General features: G+C 70.9%; 16 protein-coding genes. 9 read left to right on the top strand and 7 right to left on the bottom strand.

The features are described from left to right. Positions 1 to 20: 20 nt before the first annotated feature. Genes JCR33_RS07755 through JCR33_RS07740 form a run of 4 tightly spaced genes read left to right on the top strand, consistent with a single transcriptional unit; the run spans position 21 to position 3435 of the window. On the top strand, positions 21 to 428 hold the full coding sequence (locus JCR33_RS07755; RefSeq protein WP_198881457.1) for a carboxymuconolactone decarboxylase family protein: 408 nt from the start codon (positions 21 to 23) through the stop codon (positions 426 to 428). Between the two features lie 21 nt (positions 429 to 449). After that, on the top strand, positions 450 to 2078 hold the full coding sequence (locus JCR33_RS07750) for a GMC family oxidoreductase (protein ID WP_198881456.1): 1629 nt from the start codon (positions 450 to 452) through the stop codon (positions 2076 to 2078). After that, the gene (locus JCR33_RS07745; RefSeq protein ID WP_198881455.1) at positions 2075 to 2506 is read left to right on the top strand and encodes a hypothetical protein; all 432 of its coding nucleotides are present in this window, start codon (positions 2075 to 2077) and stop codon (positions 2504 to 2506) included. Before JCR33_RS07750 ends, JCR33_RS07745 begins: the two co-directional genes overlap by 4 nt. Next, positions 2503 to 3435 (top strand): DMT family transporter, encoded by a 933-nt coding sequence (locus JCR33_RS07740; protein ID WP_198881454.1) that lies wholly within the window; start codon positions 2503 to 2505, stop codon positions 3433 to 3435. Before JCR33_RS07745 ends, JCR33_RS07740 begins: the two co-directional genes overlap by 4 nt. On the opposite strand, the gene JCR33_RS07735 is transcribed toward JCR33_RS07740, so the two are convergent. Next, on the bottom strand, positions 3392 to 4249 hold the full coding sequence (locus JCR33_RS07735) for an alpha/beta hydrolase (protein WP_198881453.1): 858 nt from the start codon (positions 4247 to 4249) through the stop codon (positions 3392 to 3394). The genes JCR33_RS07740 and JCR33_RS07735 overlap by 44 nt on opposite strands. A 32-nt stretch (positions 4250 to 4281) precedes the next feature. Between JCR33_RS07735 and JCR33_RS07730 the strand changes: the two genes are divergently transcribed. After that, positions 4282 to 5058, top strand: coding sequence for an acetoacetate decarboxylase family protein (locus JCR33_RS07730; protein WP_198881452.1), 777 nt, complete (start codon positions 4282 to 4284; stop codon positions 5056 to 5058). A gap of 42 nt (positions 5059 to 5100) precedes the next feature. Here the strand turns inward: JCR33_RS07730 and JCR33_RS07725 are convergent, their stop codons facing one another. The 6 genes from JCR33_RS07725 to JCR33_RS07700 all read right to left on the bottom strand — a co-directional run bounded on the left by JCR33_RS07725 (position 5101) and on the right by JCR33_RS07700 (position 12746). After that, positions 5101 to 6675, bottom strand: coding sequence for a GMC family oxidoreductase (locus JCR33_RS07725; protein WP_198881451.1), 1575 nt, complete (start codon positions 6673 to 6675; stop codon positions 5101 to 5103). 170 nt (positions 6676 to 6845) lie between these two features. After that, positions 6846 to 7445 carry a hypothetical protein gene (locus JCR33_RS07720; RefSeq protein WP_198881450.1) on the bottom strand — a complete coding sequence of 200 codons (600 nt, stop codon included), beginning with the start codon at positions 7443 to 7445 and terminating at the stop codon, positions 6846 to 6848. A gap of 9 nt (positions 7446 to 7454) precedes the next feature. Continuing rightward, the gene (locus tag JCR33_RS07715) at positions 7455 to 8042 is read right to left on the bottom strand and encodes a cysteine hydrolase (protein ID WP_198881449.1); all 588 of its coding nucleotides are present in this window, start codon (positions 8040 to 8042) and stop codon (positions 7455 to 7457) included. Beyond that, positions 8042 to 10114 carry a hydantoinase/oxoprolinase family protein gene (locus tag JCR33_RS07710; RefSeq protein ID WP_198881448.1) on the bottom strand — a complete coding sequence of 691 codons (2073 nt, stop codon included), beginning with the start codon at positions 10112 to 10114 and terminating at the stop codon, positions 8042 to 8044. The genes JCR33_RS07715 and JCR33_RS07710 overlap by 1 nt, the downstream gene beginning before the upstream one ends. Next, the gene (locus tag JCR33_RS07705) at positions 10111 to 11850 is read right to left on the bottom strand and encodes a hydantoinase B/oxoprolinase family protein (RefSeq protein ID WP_198881447.1); all 1740 of its coding nucleotides are present in this window, start codon (positions 11848 to 11850) and stop codon (positions 10111 to 10113) included. The genes JCR33_RS07710 and JCR33_RS07705 overlap by 4 nt, the downstream gene beginning before the upstream one ends. Next, positions 11847 to 12746, bottom strand: coding sequence for an isocitrate lyase/PEP mutase family protein (locus JCR33_RS07700; RefSeq protein ID WP_198881446.1), 900 nt, complete (start codon positions 12744 to 12746; stop codon positions 11847 to 11849). Before JCR33_RS07700 ends, JCR33_RS07705 begins: the two co-directional genes overlap by 4 nt. A gap of 664 nt (positions 12747 to 13410) precedes the next feature. On the opposite strand from JCR33_RS07700, the gene JCR33_RS07695 reads away from it, so the two are divergent. The 4 genes from JCR33_RS07695 (at position 13411) to leuD (ending at position 16943) form a co-directional block, all read left to right on the top strand. Then, positions 13411 to 14406 (top strand): NAD-dependent epimerase/dehydratase family protein, encoded by a 996-nt coding sequence (locus JCR33_RS07695; protein WP_198881445.1) that lies wholly within the window; start codon positions 13411 to 13413, stop codon positions 14404 to 14406. Continuing rightward, the gene (locus tag JCR33_RS07690) at positions 14406 to 14834 is read left to right on the top strand and encodes an organic hydroperoxide resistance protein (protein WP_408628753.1); all 429 of its coding nucleotides are present in this window, start codon (positions 14406 to 14408) and stop codon (positions 14832 to 14834) included. Before JCR33_RS07695 ends, JCR33_RS07690 begins: the two co-directional genes overlap by 1 nt. Positions 14835 to 14919: 85 nt before the next feature. Further along, on the top strand, positions 14920 to 16332 hold the full coding sequence (leuC, locus tag JCR33_RS07685; protein WP_198881532.1) for a 3-isopropylmalate dehydratase large subunit: 1413 nt from the start codon (positions 14920 to 14922) through the stop codon (positions 16330 to 16332). Further along, a complete protein-coding gene (gene leuD, locus JCR33_RS07680; protein ID WP_198881444.1) occupies positions 16332 to 16943 on the top strand; it encodes a 3-isopropylmalate dehydratase small subunit in 612 nt (203 codons plus the stop codon). The genes leuC and leuD overlap by 1 nt, the downstream gene beginning before the upstream one ends. Position 16944: the final 1 nt, after the last annotated feature.

Raw genomic sequence — 16944 nt, 5'->3', positions numbered from 1 at the left:
AACCCAAGGAACGATCCACCATGGCCATGACCCCCGAAGGCGAAGCCGAACTCGAGAAGATCCGCAAGGTTCGCGGCTACACCCTTCCGGTCCACGACGCCCTCGCCGAAGTGAACCCCGAGTTCCTGAAGCGCTACGGCGCCCTCGCCTCCTACACGATCTTCGGCGAGGCCGAAGGCCGCCATCTCGACCTCAAGACCCGCTTCCTCGTGCTCGTCGGCGTGACCACCGCGGTGAAGGGCGACCGCGAGGGCGTCGAGTGGGCCGCCACCCGCGCCGTCCAGAACGGCGCCACCTGGGACGAGGTCTACGAGGCCGCCTTCATGGCCGCGCTGCCGGCCGGCATCCCCGCCTTCGAGGCCTTCTGCAAGGCGATGCTGGAGATGAAGGCCGGCAAGGGCTGGGTCGACCAAAAAGCCCCCGAGTAGAGGAAGGCGGCGGACGGCACCATGCAGGGCACGCAACGAACCGATGTCATCGTGATCGGCGCCGGCGCATCGGGCGCCGCGGTCGCGTGGCGCTTCGCCGAGGCTGGCGTCGATGTGACGGTGCTGGAGCGGGGCGGCTGGACGCCGCCCGCCGCGAGCCAATCCGCCAACTGGGAGTGGGTGCTGCAGACCGAGCGGCATCCCGATCCGGCGATCCGCAAGGCCGCGGCCGACTATCCCGTCACCACCGACGCCACGCCAATCCGACCCGCCCTCTTCTGCGGCGTCGGCGGCAGCACGCTGCGCTGGGGCGCCCACTTCCCGCGCTTCCACCCCTCCGACTTCCGCACCCGCAGCCTCGACGGCGTGGGGCGCGACTGGCCGGTCGGCTACGACGATCTCGCCCCCTACTACGATCTCAACGACACGATCATGGGCGTGTCGGGGCTCGCCGGCGACCCGGCCAACCCGCCACGCACGGCGCGGGCGATGCCGCCCTTGCCGCTCTGCCCCGCGACCACGCGGCTCGCCGGCGCCTTCGACCGGCTCGGCTGGCACTGGTGGCCGTCGGACTCGGCGATCAACTCCACCGCCCAGCCGCTCGGCAAGCGCGGTGCCTGCAACCATTGCGGACCCTGCGGCCTCGGCTGCCCCACGGGCGCGCGCGCCTCCACCGACCTCACCTACTGGCCGCTCGCCCTCAAGAAGGGTGTTCGGCTCGAGACCGGCGCCCAGGTCGCCGCCATCGAGACCGACCGGGACGGGCGGGCGATCGCCGTCACCTATCTCGACGCCGACATGGCGCTTCAGCACCTCGAAGCCGACCTCATCATCGTCGCCGCCAACGGGATGGGGACGCCGCGCCTCCTGCTCGCCTCCCGCTCGATGGCCCATCCCGAGGGGATCGGCAACGCCCGCGACCAGGTCGGGCGCCACCTGATGCACCATCCGACGGCGATCGTGACGGGCCTCTTCGACGAGCCCATCGGCATGCCCGTCGGTGCCTTCGCCTGCGCCCTCTACAGCCAGGAATTCTACGAGAGCGACGTCGCTGATCGCGACGCCGTGCGCGGCTATCAGCTCCAGGGGCTGCGCGGCCAGGGCCCGCTCGGCACCGCCCTCGGCGGCTACGCCCGCCGCATCCCCTGGGGCAGCCGCCATCACGCCGCCTTCGAGGCGAATTTCGGCCACGGCGCGAGCCTCACGGTGACGGTGGAGGACCTCCCCGACCCCGACAATCGCGTGAGCCTCGACGAGAGGACCGTCGACGCGGCCAGCGTGCCCGCCGCCGCCCTCTCCTACCGCCTCGGCACCAACGAGCGACGCCTGCTCGACCACGGCATCGGCCGCGCGCGCGAGGTGATGGACGAGGCCGGCGCCCGCGACATCGTGGTGACGCCGCTGTCGCGCCAGGCCGGCTTTCACTTCCTCGGCACTTGCGCGATGGGCGAGGATCCGGAGACCTCCGTGACCGACCGCTACGGCCGCGTCCACGGCGTTCCGGGTCTCGCGATCGTCGACGGGTCCACCTTCCCCTCCTCCGGCGGCGTCAACCCGACGCCGACGCTGCAGGCGAACGCCCTGCGCATCGCCGACCACCTTCTGGGCCGCATCGCGCTGAGCCCCACCACCGAAGACGAAACCCTATGAGCCTCGACCTCCTGCCCACCGTCCTCGACCGTCTGCTGCCGGGCGACGACGAGCTCGGCTGGCCCTCGGCCAGCGACATCGAACTGCCGCGCAAGGCGCTGAAGCTCGCCGCCGAGCGCGATGCGACGGGTGCGCTCGAAACCCTCCTCGCCAAGCTGCCGGGGGACTTCGCCACGCTGGAGGAAGCCGGCCAGGTCGCCGCCCTCGAGGCATTGGAGGGCGCGGATCCGGACGGCTTCGCAACGCTCATCCTCTACGCCTATGGGGCCTACTATACCGACGCCGGCGTGCGCTGCGTGGTGGAGGCGCGCACCGGCTACCCGGCGCGGCCACCGCAGCCGAAGGGCTATGCGCTGCCGCCGTTCGACGAGAGCCTCCTCGCCACCGTCCGCCAGCGTGCGCCGTTCTGGCGCAAGGTGGAGGGGTGAGCGCGGCGGTCGAGGCACCGCCCCGAACCGAAGTCACTCGGCGGCCGGCGATCGGCATCGCCGCCATGCTGGGCACCACGCTGGTGGTGCCGCTCACCGGCCTCTCGGTGAAGCTGCTGCACGACGTCGGCCTCGGCGCGATCATGACGATGGCGCTGCGCTCGGGCGGCGTCCTCGTGATCTTCCTGCCGCTGCTCCTCATCGAGCGGAACCGGCACGCGCTCGTCACCGCGCACAAGCGGGCTCACCTGTGGCACGCCTTCTTCGGCCTCTCCTCGATGGCCTGCTTCTACTACGGCCTCGGCTATCTGCCGCTCGTCGTGGTCACCTCCATCAACTTCACCACGCCGATCTTCGTCATGCTGATGGCGATCCCCCTCCTCAAGGAGACGCCGGACCGGTTCTCCTGGATCGCCGCCGGGGTGGGGTTCTGCGGCACCCTCCTGGTGCTGAACCCCACCGCCGCCGACTTCAACGCCGTCGGCCTCGTCATCCTGACCGGCGCCTTGCTGACGGGGTGCATGATCATCGTCATCCGCAAGATGCCGGCGAACAGCACCCACTTCGCGGTGCTCTTCTACTACGCCGCGCTCGGCGCACTGGTGTTCGGCATCATCGCCGTCCTCACCGCGACGCCCGAGGAGTGGGCGGCGCTGCGCCAGCCCGTCGCCTGGCTCTACCTCGCCGGCATCGCCTTCTTCGCCTGCACGCTGCAATTCCTCCTCACCCTCGCCTACCGCCTGTCGATGTCGTCGAGCATCGCCGCGCTCGACTATCTGCGGCTGATCTGGGCGGGCGGGCTCGGCTATCTCGTGTTCGGGGAGCTGCCGGGGCCGCTCGCGGTGGTGGGAATGGTCCTCATCATCGCGAGCGGCATCGCCTTGATCATCCGGCAGCGGGCACAGGCCCGTCGAGGTAGCGCGCGATGATCGCGGCGCTCTCGGCGGTGTCGGCGGGGCTTGCCGTGCCCGGCAGCTCGGCCACCGCCGCCGCCGGCATCAACGCCGACATCTCCGGCAGCATGCGGAAGATCATGTCGGTCTTCTGGGCGCAGATCAGCGCCGGATGGGTGAGCTGCGGCACCTTCTCGCTCATGTCGAAGCGGAACGCGGCGCGGTAGGAGCGATGGTAGGTCGTCACCGCCTTCATCACCTCCACCATCAGGTCGTGGAGGCTTTCCGCCGACGGCAGGTCGAGCGGCACGCGCTTGTCCATCTTCTTCTCGAACCAGGGGAACCAGATCCACTGGTCGCGGGAGAAGTGCCACGCCCACATCAGATACTGGCCGATCTGGTCGGGCTTCATCTCCGGCGCATAGGTGGCGAGGATCTCGGCGCGGCGGTCGGGGGTGTAGACGCCGAAGCCGTCGAGCACCAGGCGACGCACCCGCTCCGGGTAGCGCAGCGCGATCGAGGCGGCGAGCCGCGCGCCGGTGTGCGAGCCGTAGACGTCCACCGGCCCGTCGGGAAGCTGCGCGGTGACGCCGGCGAGGATCGCGTCGGCGAGCTCGTCGATCTCCGGCACCTCCTGCGGCAAGGGCTCGCTGTCGCCGTTGCCGGGGCAGTCGGGCGACACGACGAGGCGGCTCGCGCCGAGCGCGGCCGTCAGCGCCTCCACCTGCTTCGACGAGCCGGGCGAGGCGTGGAGCATCACGAGCGGCGTCGCCTCGCCGGCGACCCCGGCCGTGCGCATGTGGAGCTGCCCGTGCGGAAGATCCGCGAAGCGGCGGCGAACAGGTGTCATCAGATGTCCTCAATCAGCCAGAAGGAACCGTTATGAAGGGATTTTCCGCCCCGCTCTCGCCGGACGGAGGCGCCGCGGCCTACGGGCCGCCGCCGTGGAACTTCGCGGGTCGCTCGTTCACCATCCTCGCCGAGTGCGACCCGGCCGCGATCGCCGCGCTGGTGCCGGACGGGCTCGCCCCCGAAGGCGCGCCCGTGGTGCGCTTCTCGATCCACGATCTCATTTGCGATCTCGGCTTCGGCTGGGAGTTCGCCCAGCGCTACCCCGAGCGCTGCCAGTTCAAGGAGGCGGTGATCGGCCTCGCCGTCAGCGACGGCCAGTCCTTCGGCTTCTGGGACCCGTTCCTGTGGTGCGACGGCGAGGCCGAGATCGCCGTCGGCCGCGAGCTCTACGGCTGGCCGCAGCGCGAGGCGCGGCTCGACATGACGATGCCGCATCCGCAAAAGGGCTGGCAGCCCGGCGACCGGGTGACGGGCAAGGTCACGCGCTGGCACGAGCCGGCCCTCGTGATGGAGATGACCATCGAGCGCGAGGGCGACATCGACGTGCCGCAGCCCGCCTTCGTGACCTTCTACACCGAGCGCGTGATCCCCGATCCGCGCGACGCCTCGGTGGTGCGCGAGCTGTTCGCCTCGAACATGGAGAACTCCAACCCGGCCGACTTCTTCACCGGCACCGCGAGCCTCACGCTGATGGCGCCGGAACTGAAGCCGCTCACCCCCACCCGCATCATCGGCGGCCGGGTGAACACCATCTCGTGGACCAAGAACCGGTCCCGCCTGGTGCGCCGGCTCGAGACGAAGGGCTAGGGCGCGCCCGGGCGTGCGGGGCGCGGCAGGCGAGCCCGGCACCTAGGCGTCCCGCCGGGTGGCGGCGATCCGGTCCGCCGCCCGCAGCGCCAGCGCCTGCAGCGTATGCGTCGGGTTCACCGCCGCCGCGGTCACGAAGAGGCTGCCGTCGACGACATAGAGGTTCGCGACGTCGTGGGTTTCGCCCCACCGATCGGTGACGGAGCGCTCCGGATCGTCACCCATCACCGTGGTGCCCATGAGGTGGAAGCCCGCCTCGGCGATCAGCGGGACCTCGTGGAGCTCCGCCGCCCCCGCCTCGGTGAGGAGCTCGCGCCCCCGCGCCATGCCGAAATCGAGCGCGCGGCGTGAGTTCTCGCCGAGCCGATAATGCATCTTGGCGATCGGCAGGCCGTCCCCGTCGGTGCGATCGGAGAGGGTCACGCGGTTCACCTCCTCCGGCAGATCGTCGGCGCAGACCGAGACGCCGAGGGTGTGGTCGAACACCTCCTCGAAGCGCTGGTGATGGCCTCGCCCCCACGGCGAGCGGGGCATCGTGGAGCCGAGGGCGGCGAACAGCGGCCCGTGCGAGCGCATCAAGAGGAGCTTGACGCCCCGCTTGAAGTCGCGCGCGGGGTCGCTCTCGTAGAATTCGTGGCTCACGATGGCGCCGGCGGCGATGCCGCGATGGGCGTGGATCGGATCGTCGAAGCGACCGGTGACACGGGCGAAGGGGTGCAGCATCAGCCGCTTGCCGACGAGCCCGGAGCGGTTCGCGAGCTCCGACAGGAGGAGGAGACGCGGCGTGTTGATGCCGCTCGCCGCGACGATCACCACGCGGGCGCGGGTGAGGTGATCGGCACCCGAGCGGTCGCGCCACACGATGCCCTCGGCCCTGCCGTCCTTCGCCAGCACGCGCTGGACGCGGGCGCCGGTCACGAGCCGTGCGCCGCGGCCGAGCGCCGGCTCAACGTAGGCGACGTCGGCCGTGCCCTTGGCGCGATGGACGCAGCCGAGCTCGCAGGGCCCGCAGTTGGCGCAGGCGCCGCGACCGAGATAGGGGGCGGTGTTGATCGACATGTCGGCCGGCCACCAGGCCCAGCCGAGCCGGTCGAGCGTCTTCGCCACGTGCGCCTCGGCCGGGCCGATGGGTGGCGGCGGCGTGGGCCGCGCCGGCATCTTCGGATAGGCCGGGTCGCCGGCGAGACCGGCCATTCCCATCATCTCCTCGTTGAGGGCGTAGAACGGCGCAAGCTCGGTGTAGGTGAGCGGCCAGTCGTCGCCCACCCCGTCGAGGGAGCGCATGGCGAAGTCGGAGGGATGGAAGCGCGGCATGTGGCAGGACCACATGATGGTGCTGCCGCCGACGCCGTAGGTGAGGAGCGGCTTGATCGCGCTCTCGCTGGCGTCGATGGCGAGATCGTCCGGATGGCGGCGCAGCACGGGATTGGGGCTGTAGGGGCCGAGGCGCTGCCACTCCCAGTCGTCGCGCTGGGCGGGGCTCTCCTCCGGCGGCCACCAGCCGCCGCGCTCGAACAGCGCCACGTCGATGCCGTGGCCGGCAAGGCGCCAGGCCGTCGCCGCCCCACCCGCTCCGGCGCCGACGATGGCGACGTCGACCTCGGCCGGCGCACTCATCGCGGCCCCCACGAGGACCGATGGGGAGCGAGCGAAACCGTCACGAGGCGCCTCCAGATCCTATCGGTCCCAACGTCGAACCGATCACAGGAAAGAGCCTAACACCTGTATTTTAATTAGTACATCTCAAATGCAGCCCGATCCCGCGAGCCGCCGGGGCCAAGTGTCGCTCAGGGCCGCGCGGTGCAGGTGGTGTGGAGAACGGCACCGTTCGCGACCGGCGCGGGCTCGTTCAGCGAGAAGCCGACCCAGTCGTAACCGAGCGGGTTGCGCTCGGCCTTGGGAAGCAGCCAGTCCGCAGCGCGCGGCGCGCCGGCGAAGTGCTTCGACAGCGACCCCTCCACCGTCCACACCACGTCGATATCGTCGGGCGCCTCGCCATGGCCGAGGGCGAGCCAGCCCTCGTCGGCGGCAAGGCTCGCCCGCGAGCGGCGGCAGGTGGTCCAGTAGGAGTAGCGGATCATCGGGTGCGGCGCCTCGCCGTAGCCCCAGAGCCGCACCCACTCGGTGCGGAAGGCGTCGAGATCCTTGTTGAACCAGACGCTTTCGAGGCTGTCGTGATCGTCGAGGGCCATGAAGTCCAGCCAGCCGAAGATGCCGGGCGCGGTCATCTTCCAGTTGGCGTAGTGACGGATGCCGGGAATGGCGTTGAAGAAGGGATTGTCGGTCTCCCTCAGCCACGGCTCGTAGCCCGCATCGACCGCGTGATCGCCCACGTTGTAGACGATGAAGATCATCGGCGAGCCGACGGGCAGGCGATCACGCTCCATACGTCCTCCTCAACCGAGTTCGGCGATCATCTCCGCGACGGTGGCGACGCGGCCCACCGGGCGCAACGCGTCCACCGCGGTCTCGTGCGTCGTCACCGAGAAGGCGGCGCAGCCGTCCTCCAGAAGGATGGCGTCGAACTCGCGCACGTGCGCATCGCGGAAGGTGGTCGCGACGCCGCCGTTGGTGACGATGCCGGCGACGAGCAGCCGCTCGATGCCGGCCTTGCGCAGCACCCATTCCAGACGGCTCATGTAGAAGGCGGAATAGGCGACCTTCTCGACGCAGAAGTGCGCCGGCCCCAGCTCGTCGACGAGCTGGTTGCCCCAGCTGCCGGGGGCGAAGTCGCCCTTCGCCAGAAAGGGGCGGATCGCCTTGAGATGTGGCGCGATCATCGGCTCGCCGTCACGCCCCGGCACCAGCGTGAACTGGGTGGAGACGATAGTGCCGCCCTTGGCGCGTACCAGATCGGCGAGCGGTTTCAGGCGGGCCGGCAGCGCGGCAATCTCCGGGGCGGACTGGCCGGCCCGGCCATACGCCCCCTCGGGGTGGATGAAGTCGTTCTGGAGGTCGGCGAAGAGCAGCGCCGTCTTGTCCATCACTTGCGCTCCACGATGAGGTTGCCGAACGCGTCGATGCGCGCCTTGAGGTCGAGGTCGACGACGGTGGTGGCGTCGGGCTGCTCCAGGATCGCCGGTCCCTCCACCTCCGCCCCCACCGGCAGCTCCAGGCGGGCGTAGATGGCGGTGTCGTGGAAGGCCCCGCCGAACCAGACCGGGCGGGTGCCGGTGCGCGCCCCCTCCACCGTGCCGCCTTGCGGCGCGAGGGCGGCGAGATCGAACGACGGGCGCACGCCGATCACCGCCGTCCGGAGGTTGACGATGCGCATCGGCACGCCCTTGAGGAGGCGGCTGAAGGAGGCCTGGTAGGCACGCTCGAAGGCGTCGGCGATCATCGCCTCGGTGATCCCGGTGGAGCCTCCGATCCCGGTGGAGCCTTCGGTGACGGTGACGGGCAGCGGCACCGCGAGGGTGTGCGTCTGCCCCACATAGTGCATGTCGAGCTCGAACAGCACGTCGATGCGCTCCACCGCGAGGTGGGCGTTCTCCACCACGGCCTTCGCCTTTTCGGCCTCCTCCACCATGCGCCGGTCGAGGGCGGTGGCATCGATCCCGTCGAGGAAGAGGTTCAGCGTCTGCACCTGGTCGTGGCGGATGTCGGCGATGACGCAGCCGAGCGCGGAGGTGACGCCCGGATAGCGCGGCACCAGCGCCGCCTTCAGGCCGACGTCCTTGATGAGGGCACCGGCGTGCAGCGCCCCGCCGCCGCCGAACGGCACGGCGGCGAAGCGCGAGGGATCGTGGCCGCGCTCGATGGACATCAGGCGGATCGCGCCGGCCATCTTGGAATCGGCGATGCGCACGATCGCCTCGGCCGCCTGCATGGCGTCGAGGCCGAGCGGCTCGCCGACATGCTTCAGGATCGCGGCCTTGGCGGCCTCGACGTCGAGCCGGGCGAGCTTGCCGCCGATCGGCTTGTCGGCGTTGATGCGGCCGAGCACCACGTTGGCGTCGGTCAGCGTCGGGCGGTCGTTGCCGGCGCCGTAGCAGACCGGGCCGGGGCGCGAGCCGGCACTTTCCGGACCCACCTGCAGGAGGCCGCCCGCGTCCACATGGGCGATCGAGCCGCCGCCGGCGCCGATGGTGGTGATCTCGATCATCGGGTTGCGGATGACGAGGCCGAAATCGACCGTGGTCTGCGCCGCGAGCGCGGTCTTGCCGCCGACGATCAGGGAGACGTCGAAGGAGGTGCCGCCGAGGTCGCCGGTGATGACGTCGGGAAAGCCCGCCGCCTCCGAGATCGCGGCCGCGGCGATCACGCCCGCCGCGGGGCCGGACAGCGCGGTGCGGGCGGGAAGCCTGCGCGCCGTCTCGGTCGACATCACGCCGCCGTTCGACTGCACGATGTGGAAGCGGCCGGCGAAGGCCTCGCTGTCGAGCGCCGCCTCGAGCTTGGCGAGGTAGGAGCCCACCACCGGCTGCAGGTAGGCGTTGAGCGCGGTGGTGGAGGTGCGCTCGAACTCGCGGATCTCCGGCAGGATCGCCGAGGAGCAGCCGATATGGTCGTTCGGCCAGACCGTGCTCGCGGCGGCGAGCGCCACCTCCTCGTTGGCGGAGTTGGCGTAGGCGTTGACGAAGACGATCGCGAGCGCCTCGGCGCCCTTGGCGAGCAGCGCTTCGGCGGCCCGCTTCACCGCCTCGACGTCGACCGGGGTCAGGATGTCGCCGGACGCGAGCGTGCGCTCGGGAACCTCCACGCGGAAGTCGCGCTCCACCACCGGCACGAAGTCACCCGAGAGGCCCCAGGTGTGACGCCGGTCGCGGCGGCGCATCTCCAGAACGTCGCGGAACCCCTCGGTGGTGATGAGACCGACCTTCGCACCCTTGCGCTCCAGGAGCGCGTTGGTGCCGACGGTCGTGCCGTGGACGATGGAGTCGAGCGCCGAGAGGGCACCGAAGGTCTTCAAGCCGTCGAGGAAGCCGGCCGCCTCGTCGCCGCGGTTCGACGGCACCTTGGCGGTGCGGAACGCGCGGGCCGCCTCGTCGAAATAGAAGAGATCGGTGAACGTACCGCCGACGTCGACGCCGACGATGGTGCCAAGAGCGCTCACAGAGCCTCCTCGTTGCGCAGTCGTTCCGTCGCCGCCGCGTCGACGCTGCCGTCGGCGGCGAGGGCGACGGCATAGGTGTCACGGGCGACCCCTTCGCTGACGAAGCCGAGCCGCACGTCGCGGGCGACCCGTTGGGGATCGCGCCGGCGCGGATCGCCCCAGCCGCCGCCGCCGGGGGTCTCGAGGCGCACCCGGCCGCCCTTGGCGAGCCGCACGCCGGTGATCTTGGACACCATCGGCGGAGTGCCCTCGCCCGCCGCGCTCTTCCAGGAGAAGCGGTTCATCGCCGCCGCCTCCCCTCCGGCCACGCCGAAGGGGGCGGCCTTGCCGCGCTCGCCGAGCAGCGAAACGTCGGCATCGGTCATCGATTCCACCTCGTAGATGGCGCCGACGCCGCCGCGATAGGTGCCCGCCCCCGCCGAGTCGGGCCGCAGCGCCCACTGGCGGAAGATCACCGGATAGGCGGCCTCCAGGATCTCGATCGGCGGAATGGTCGCGGTCGAGATGGGGTTGTTGGCGTGGTTGAGGCCGTCGCTCTCGGGCGAGCCGCCGAGGCCACCGCCGAAGAAGGAGAACAGCACCCAGCGCGACCCGTCGGTGCGGTGGCCGGCGATGGAGAGCGCGTTGATGGTGCCGAACGGACCGCCGAGGGCGCGGTCGGGATCGGCCTTGGCGAGGGCGCCGAAGACGACGCCGATGAGGCGCAGGATCGTTTCGGTGTAGCCGGCGACGGGCTTCGGCGGCCCGGCGCCGAGAAGCGAGCCGTCGACGATCTCGAAGGAGATCGGCCGCAGGCACCCCGCGTTCGCCGGCACATCGGTGAAGATGTGCTTCAGCGCCACGTAGCAGGCGGCGATGGTGGTCGAGCGCGAGATGTTGATCGGCCCCTGGCACGCCCCGGAGGAGCGCGAGAAGTCGAGCCGCATCGTGTCGCCCGCGATGGTCGCGTCGAGGGCGACCGTCAGCATGTCGTCGGTGATGCCGTCGTTGTCGAGGACGTCCTCGAACGAATAGACCCCGTCGGGGATGGCGCGGATCGCGGCGCGCATCATCGCCTCGGCGCGGTCGGAGAAGGCCTCGAAGGCGGTCGCGATGGTGCCGTCGCCATAGTCTTCGAGCAGCGACACCAGGCGGCGCTCGCCGAGGTCGAGGGCGTTGAGCTGGGCGTTGAGATCACCCCAGTTCGACATCGGCAGCCGCGAGTTGGCGTCGAGGATACCGACGATGTCCTCGTTGAGCTTGCCGGCGGAGAAGAGCTTCACCGGCGGGATACGCACCCCCTCCTGGAAGCTCTCGACGGCCTTCGGGTTGTAGCCGCCCGGCACGTTGCCGCCGATATCGAGCCAGTGGCCGACCGAGGCCATCCAGCAGAACAGCGCGCCGCCCCGAAAGATCGGCCGCACGAGGCGGAAGTCGTTGAGATGGGTGCCACCGTCGTAGGGATCGTTGAAGACGAAGGTGTCGCCCTCCTGCAGCCCACCGTCCTTCGCCACCTTGTCGATCACCGCGCGCACGGCGAAGGCCATGGCGCCGACGAAGATCGGCAGGCCGCCCGAGCCCTGCACCAGCGTATCGCCGGTCTCGGGGTGGTAGATGCCGTGGCAGGCGTCCTTCGCCTCGGCGATCGTCGGGTTGAAGGCGGAGCGGTAGAGCGTCGCGTCCATCTCGTCGACGATCTGTTCGAGCCGCCCCTTGAGGACGGCGAGGGTCACGGGATCGAGGGTCGCCCCGCTCACGCGGCGTCCTCCGCCTTGGGATCGTCGGCGTCCTTCTCGGCGGCCTCGTAGGCCTTGCCGCGGGCGAGCATCTCGGGCGTGCCGATCACCTCGTTGAGGGCGCTGAAGTCGTACATCCGATCGCGGAACGGCGTGGTGGAGCCGTGGGTGAAGAGCGAGGCGTAATATTCGCTGGCGGTGCGGGCGAGCGCGCGGGCGATGCCGCCGGGGAAGATGACGATCTTGAAGCCCAGCTCGCCGAGATCGGCGGCGCTGTGGATCGGCGTCGCGCCGCCCTCCACCATGTTGGCGAGGAGCGGCCGCACGCCGCCGAGCGCCGCCGTGACTTCGGCGAGCTGGCGCTTGGAGGTGGGCGCCTCGACGAACAGCACGTCGGCACCCGCCTCGGCGTAGGAGAGCGCCCGGTCGATGGCCTTCTTCGCCCCTTCGGAGGCGATGGCGTCGGTGCGCGCGACGATCAGCGTCGCCTCCGAGGCGCGCGCGTCCACCGCCGCCTTGATCTTGCCGACCATCTCGCCCGTCGGGATCACCGACTTGTCCTTGAGGTGGCCGCAGCGCTTGGGCAGCGTCTGGTCCTCGATCTGGATGGCGGTGGCGCCCATCCGCTCGAAGAGGCGCACGGTGCGCTCCACGTTGAGGGCGTTGCCGTAGCCGGTGTCGGCGTCGACGATGAGCGGCGTCGGCACGCGGTCGCGCACCATGGCGATCACGTCGGCGACCTCGGCCATCGAGACGAGGCCGATGTCGGGGCGGCCGAGCCGCGTGTAGGCAATGGAGGCGCCGGAGAGGTAGAGCGCCTCGAAACCCGCCTCCGTGGCGATCGAGGCCGTCAGCGCATCGTAGACGCCGGGGGCGACGATCGGGCCGTCCTCGCGCAGGCGATCCCGCAATGTCATTGCTTGTTATCCTTTTGCATCTGGGCGCGGCGCCGCGTGTCGTCTGATCTCATTCGCATCGTGTCTCGCACCGGGTGGCCCGGTCCGCCCTCAGGGGCATGGCGGGCAGGGCCGGGCCCCGCTCGGGGCCGCCTGCGCGAGGCGCCGCGAGGAGGGAGCCGTCGGCGCGGTGGCGCGTCCCGGCCCGGCCGCGATCATAGCGCGGCGAGCCGAGGGCACCACGCCGCCCCGCGCATCCGCCCCACGCGTCCGGCGCGGGCGACCCGGCCGGCGGGCCCGAGCGCCGGCCCGTTGGCCAAAGCGGTCGCCGGAAGCTAGGCTGAACGTGACGCCCCACCCCACGAGACAGCCCGCCGGCCCGGCCGGTTTCCGGCAGCGGCGACGACGGCGTGACAAACTCTGCGCGCAAGACAATAGCCTCATGAATAACGCTGCAACCTGTTTGAAACAGATGACAGGATTGGTCAACGTCCCTATGGTGAATAGGTGCCTCCACCCGTTCTCCACGACACGCCGGAATGTTGGAAAAGCCACGCAATATCATGGATGAAGCCTCTCCCCTCCACCACCCCGCGTTCACGGCGGACGTGAACGCCACCGACGCGACACCGCGTGCACTCGCGCGCATGCGCATCGATTTCGGCGTTCGCTTCGGAGCGGATGCATGATCGTCGTGACCGGCGCCGGCGGCTTCGTGGGTCTCGCTCTCCTCGACCATCTCCTGGGCGAAGGCCATCCCGTCACCGCCTTCAACGACCGACCGCTACCGCGGCCGGCGCTCGATCGCTTCGCCGCCCTGCCCGGCGCACTCACCGTGATCGAGGGCGACGTGCGCGACGCCGCCGCGCTGCGCGCCGCCCTGCGCGGCGCCCGCGCCGTTGTGCACGGTGCGGCGATCACCCTCGGCCCCAAGGGCACCATCGCCCCCGCAGAGACGGTCGTCGACGTGAACAGCCTCTCCACCGCCAACCTCATCGAGGCGGCGCTCGCGGAGGGGGTCGGGCGCATCGTCTATCCGAGCTCCTCCGCCGTCTACGGCGCCGCTCCGTTCGAGGGCGAGCCGGTGGTCGAGGATCGCCCGCCGACGCCGGCCGGCCTCTACGGCTTCACCAAGCTGATGAGCGAGCGCCTCCTCCTCGATGCGCGCCGCCGCCACGGCCTCTCCACCGTGCGCGCCCGCATCACCGCGGTGTTCGGCCCCTACGAACGCGACACCGGCGTGCGCGAGACGCTGTCGCCGCCCTACCAGGTGGCGATGAAGGCGCTCGCCGGCGAGCCCGTGCGCCTTGCCGCCGGCGGAGCGCGCGACTGGACATCGAGCCGCGACGTCGCCCGGGCGCTCGCCCTCCTCGCCCTCGCCGACGAGCCGCCGCACGACCTCTACAACCTCTCGCTCGGCGAGACCTGGCATCCCTCGCGCCTCGCCGAGGCCTTCGCCGCCGACCTCCCCGGCTTCCGCTACGAGGTGGTGGACGGCGAGGAGGACGACGGCATCGCCTTCAACGACGATCTCGGTCGCCAGCGGCAGCCGATCAGCTCGGCACGCTTCGCGGCGGACTTCGGCTTCCGCTTCATGCCGCCGGCGGAGGCCGTGGCCGACTACGCCCGATGGGTGCTCGGCGACGGCCGCACCTATCTCGGATCCCTCAACGGAGCCTGATTGCCTTGAAGACCCTCTATACCGCCGAAGCCCTCGTGAAGGGCGGCCGCACCGGCACCGCCGTGTCCTCCGACGGGGCGCTCGACGTCACCCTCGTGAAGCCCAAGGAGATGGGCGGACCCGGCGTCGGCGGCACCAATCCCGAGCAGCTCTTCGCCGCCGGCTACGCCGCCTGCTTCCTGTCCGCCCTCGCCTTCCTCGCCGCTCAGGCCAAGCAGGAGACCGGCGACGTGGAGATCACCTCGCGCGTCGCGATCGGCCCCAACGAGGACAAGCCCGGCTTCGGCCTCGCCGTGGCGATGGCCGTGAAGGTGCCGGGCCTGCCCGCCGCGGAGGCCGACGCGCTGATCGCCAAGGCGCACGAGATCTGCCCCTACTCCAACGCCACCCGTGGCAACATCCCGGTCGAGATCACCCGCGTCGACTGACGACACCCTATATGCCGAGGGGGCGCCGTCCCCTCGGCCACCAACGACAATCCGAAAAGGGGGAGCCATGTCCTGCGACGCATCGATGTCCGCGAGCGGACCGCGGACGCTGTTCGACAAGGTTTGGGACGCGCACGTGGTGGCGACGCGCGAGGACGGGGCGAGCCTCTTGTGGATCGATCGCCACTTCGTCCACGAAGGCTCCCATCACGCCTACCGCAAGATCGCCGAGCGCGGCGCCAAGGTCGCGCGCCCGCACCTCACCTTCGGCGTCGCCGACCACTACGTGCCCACCCGCACCCGCGATCTCTCTGCCGTCGACGCGGAGATCGCCGGCATGGTGGCGCGGCTCAAGGAGAACTGCGCGGCCAACGACGTCCGCCTCTTCGGCCTCGACGATCCGCGCCAGGGCATCGTGCACGTCGTGGGGCCCGAGCAGGGGCTCACGCTGCCCGGCCTCACCATGGTGTGCGGCGACAGCCACACCTCCACCCATGGCGCCTTCGGGGCGATCGCCTTCGGCATCGGCGCCTCGGAGGTCGCGCACGTGCTGCTGACGCAGACGCTGTGGCAGCGGCGGCCGAAGCGGCTGCGGATCACCGTCGACGGCGAGATGGCGCCGGGCTCCAGCGCCAAGGATCTGGCGCTCACCATCATCGCCACCATCGGCGCCGATGGAGCGGCGGGCCACGCGATCGAGTTCGCCGGCTCCACCGTGCGCGGCCTCTCGATGGAGGGGCGGCTGACGCTGTGCAACCTCTCCATCGAGAGCGGCGGCAAGTGCGGCATGGTTGCGCCCGACGAGACCACCATCGACTATATCCGCGGCCGGCCGCTCGCGCCCTCGGGCGAGGCCTTCGAGCGCGCCGCCGACGCCTGGCGCGCCCTCCCCTCCGACGCGGGCGCCGCGTTCGACCGCGAGATCTCCCTCGAGGGCGGCGACGTGGTGCCCATCGTGACCTGGGGCATCAGCCCCGAAGATGCGCTGCCGGTGACGGAGCGCGTGCCCGATCCCGACCGCATCGACGACGCCGCCCGCGCCGCCCACGCCCGCGAGGCGATCGACTATATGGGGCTGAAGGCCGGCCAGCCGCTCGAGGAGGTGGCGGTGGATCGCGTCTTCATCGGCTCCTGCACCAACAGCCGGATCGAGGACCTGCGGGCCGCCGCGAGCGTGCTCGCCGGCCGCAAGGCGCGCGTGCCGGGTCTCGTCTCGCCCGGCTCCTCCCTCATCAAGAAGCAGGCCGAGGCGGAGGGGCTCGCCGAGATCTTCACCGCCGCCGGGCTCGAGTGGGTGGAAGCGGGCTGCTCCATGTGCGTCGGCATGAACGGCGACCTGGTGCCGCCCGGCGAGCGCTGCGCCTCCACCACCAACCGGAACTTCAAGGGCCGCCAGGGGCCGAAGTCGCGCACCCACCTGATGTCGCCGGCGATGGCCGCGGCCGCCGCCGTCACCGGCCACCTCGCCGACGTCCGCCCGCTCATGAGGCCGCTCTGATGCGCCCCTTCACCCGCCTCACCGCGCTCGCCTGCCCGCTCCCCTTCATGGGCATCGACACCGATCAGCTCATCCCCGCCCGCTTCATGAGCCGGCCGCGCTCGGAGGGCTACGGCGACTTCCTCCTCTACGACCGCCGACGCGGCGCCGACGGTGCGCTCGACGCCTCCTTCCCGCTCAACGATCCCGCCCGCGCCGGCGCCGAGATCCTCGTCGCGCAGCGCAATTTCGGCGGCGGCTCCTCCCGCGAGGCGGCGGTCTACGCCCTCGCCGACGCCGGCTTCCGCGTCGTCATCGCCCCGAGCTTCGGCGACATCTTCGCCTCCAACGCCGTCAACAACGGCGTCCTGCCGGCGAAGGTCGGCGAGGACGACGGAGAGGCGATCCTCGCCGCCCTCGCGAACGGCCTTTCAGAGCTGACCGTGGACCTCGAGCGTCAGGAGATCGTCGCGGGCAATCACACGATCGCATTCACCGTGGACTCCATCTGGCGCAAGAAGCTCCTCAACGGTTGGGACGACCTCGACCTCACCGAGAGCTTCGCCGACGACATCGCCCACTTCGCCGACGCCGACGCCGCGCTTCGCCCCTGGGCCCACTTCGCGCGCTGAG

The sequence above is a fragment of the Acuticoccus mangrovi genome, assembly GCF_016411865.1.
Classification (GTDB): Bacteria; Pseudomonadota; Alphaproteobacteria; order Rhizobiales; family Amorphaceae; genus Acuticoccus; species Acuticoccus mangrovi.
Note: the sequence above shows the minus strand (reverse complement) of the source record. Positions and strands in the feature narration are given on the sequence as shown.

Coding starts and splice junctions, on each gene's coding strand:
- JCR33_RS07745 (WP_198881455.1), top strand. CDS start 2,075: ATGAGCCTCGACCTCCTGCCCACCGTCCTCGACCGTCTGCTGCCGGGC.
- JCR33_RS07715 (WP_198881449.1), bottom strand. CDS start 8,042: ATGGACAAGACGGCGCTGCTCTTCGCCGACCTCCAGAACGACTTCATC.
- leuD (WP_198881444.1), top strand. CDS start 16,332: ATGCGCCCCTTCACCCGCCTCACCGCGCTCGCCTGCCCGCTCCCCTTC.
- leuC (WP_198881532.1), top strand. CDS start 14,920: ATGTCCGCGAGCGGACCGCGGACGCTGTTCGACAAGGTTTGGGACGCG.
- JCR33_RS07730 (WP_198881452.1), top strand. CDS start 4,282: ATGAAGGGATTTTCCGCCCCGCTCTCGCCGGACGGAGGCGCCGCGGCC.
- JCR33_RS07750 (WP_198881456.1), top strand. CDS start 450: ATGCAGGGCACGCAACGAACCGATGTCATCGTGATCGGCGCCGGCGCA.
- JCR33_RS07695 (WP_198881445.1), top strand. CDS start 13,411: ATGATCGTCGTGACCGGCGCCGGCGGCTTCGTGGGTCTCGCTCTCCTC.
- JCR33_RS07725 (WP_198881451.1), bottom strand. CDS start 6,675: ATGAGTGCGCCGGCCGAGGTCGACGTCGCCATCGTCGGCGCCGGAGCG.
- JCR33_RS07755 (WP_198881457.1), top strand. CDS start 21: ATGGCCATGACCCCCGAAGGCGAAGCCGAACTCGAGAAGATCCGCAAG.
- JCR33_RS07720 (WP_198881450.1), bottom strand. CDS start 7,445: ATGGAGCGTGATCGCCTGCCCGTCGGCTCGCCGATGATCTTCATCGTC.
- JCR33_RS07735 (WP_198881453.1), bottom strand. CDS start 4,249: ATGACACCTGTTCGCCGCCGCTTCGCGGATCTTCCGCACGGGCAGCTC.
- JCR33_RS07700 (WP_198881446.1), bottom strand. CDS start 12,746: ATGACATTGCGGGATCGCCTGCGCGAGGACGGCCCGATCGTCGCCCCC.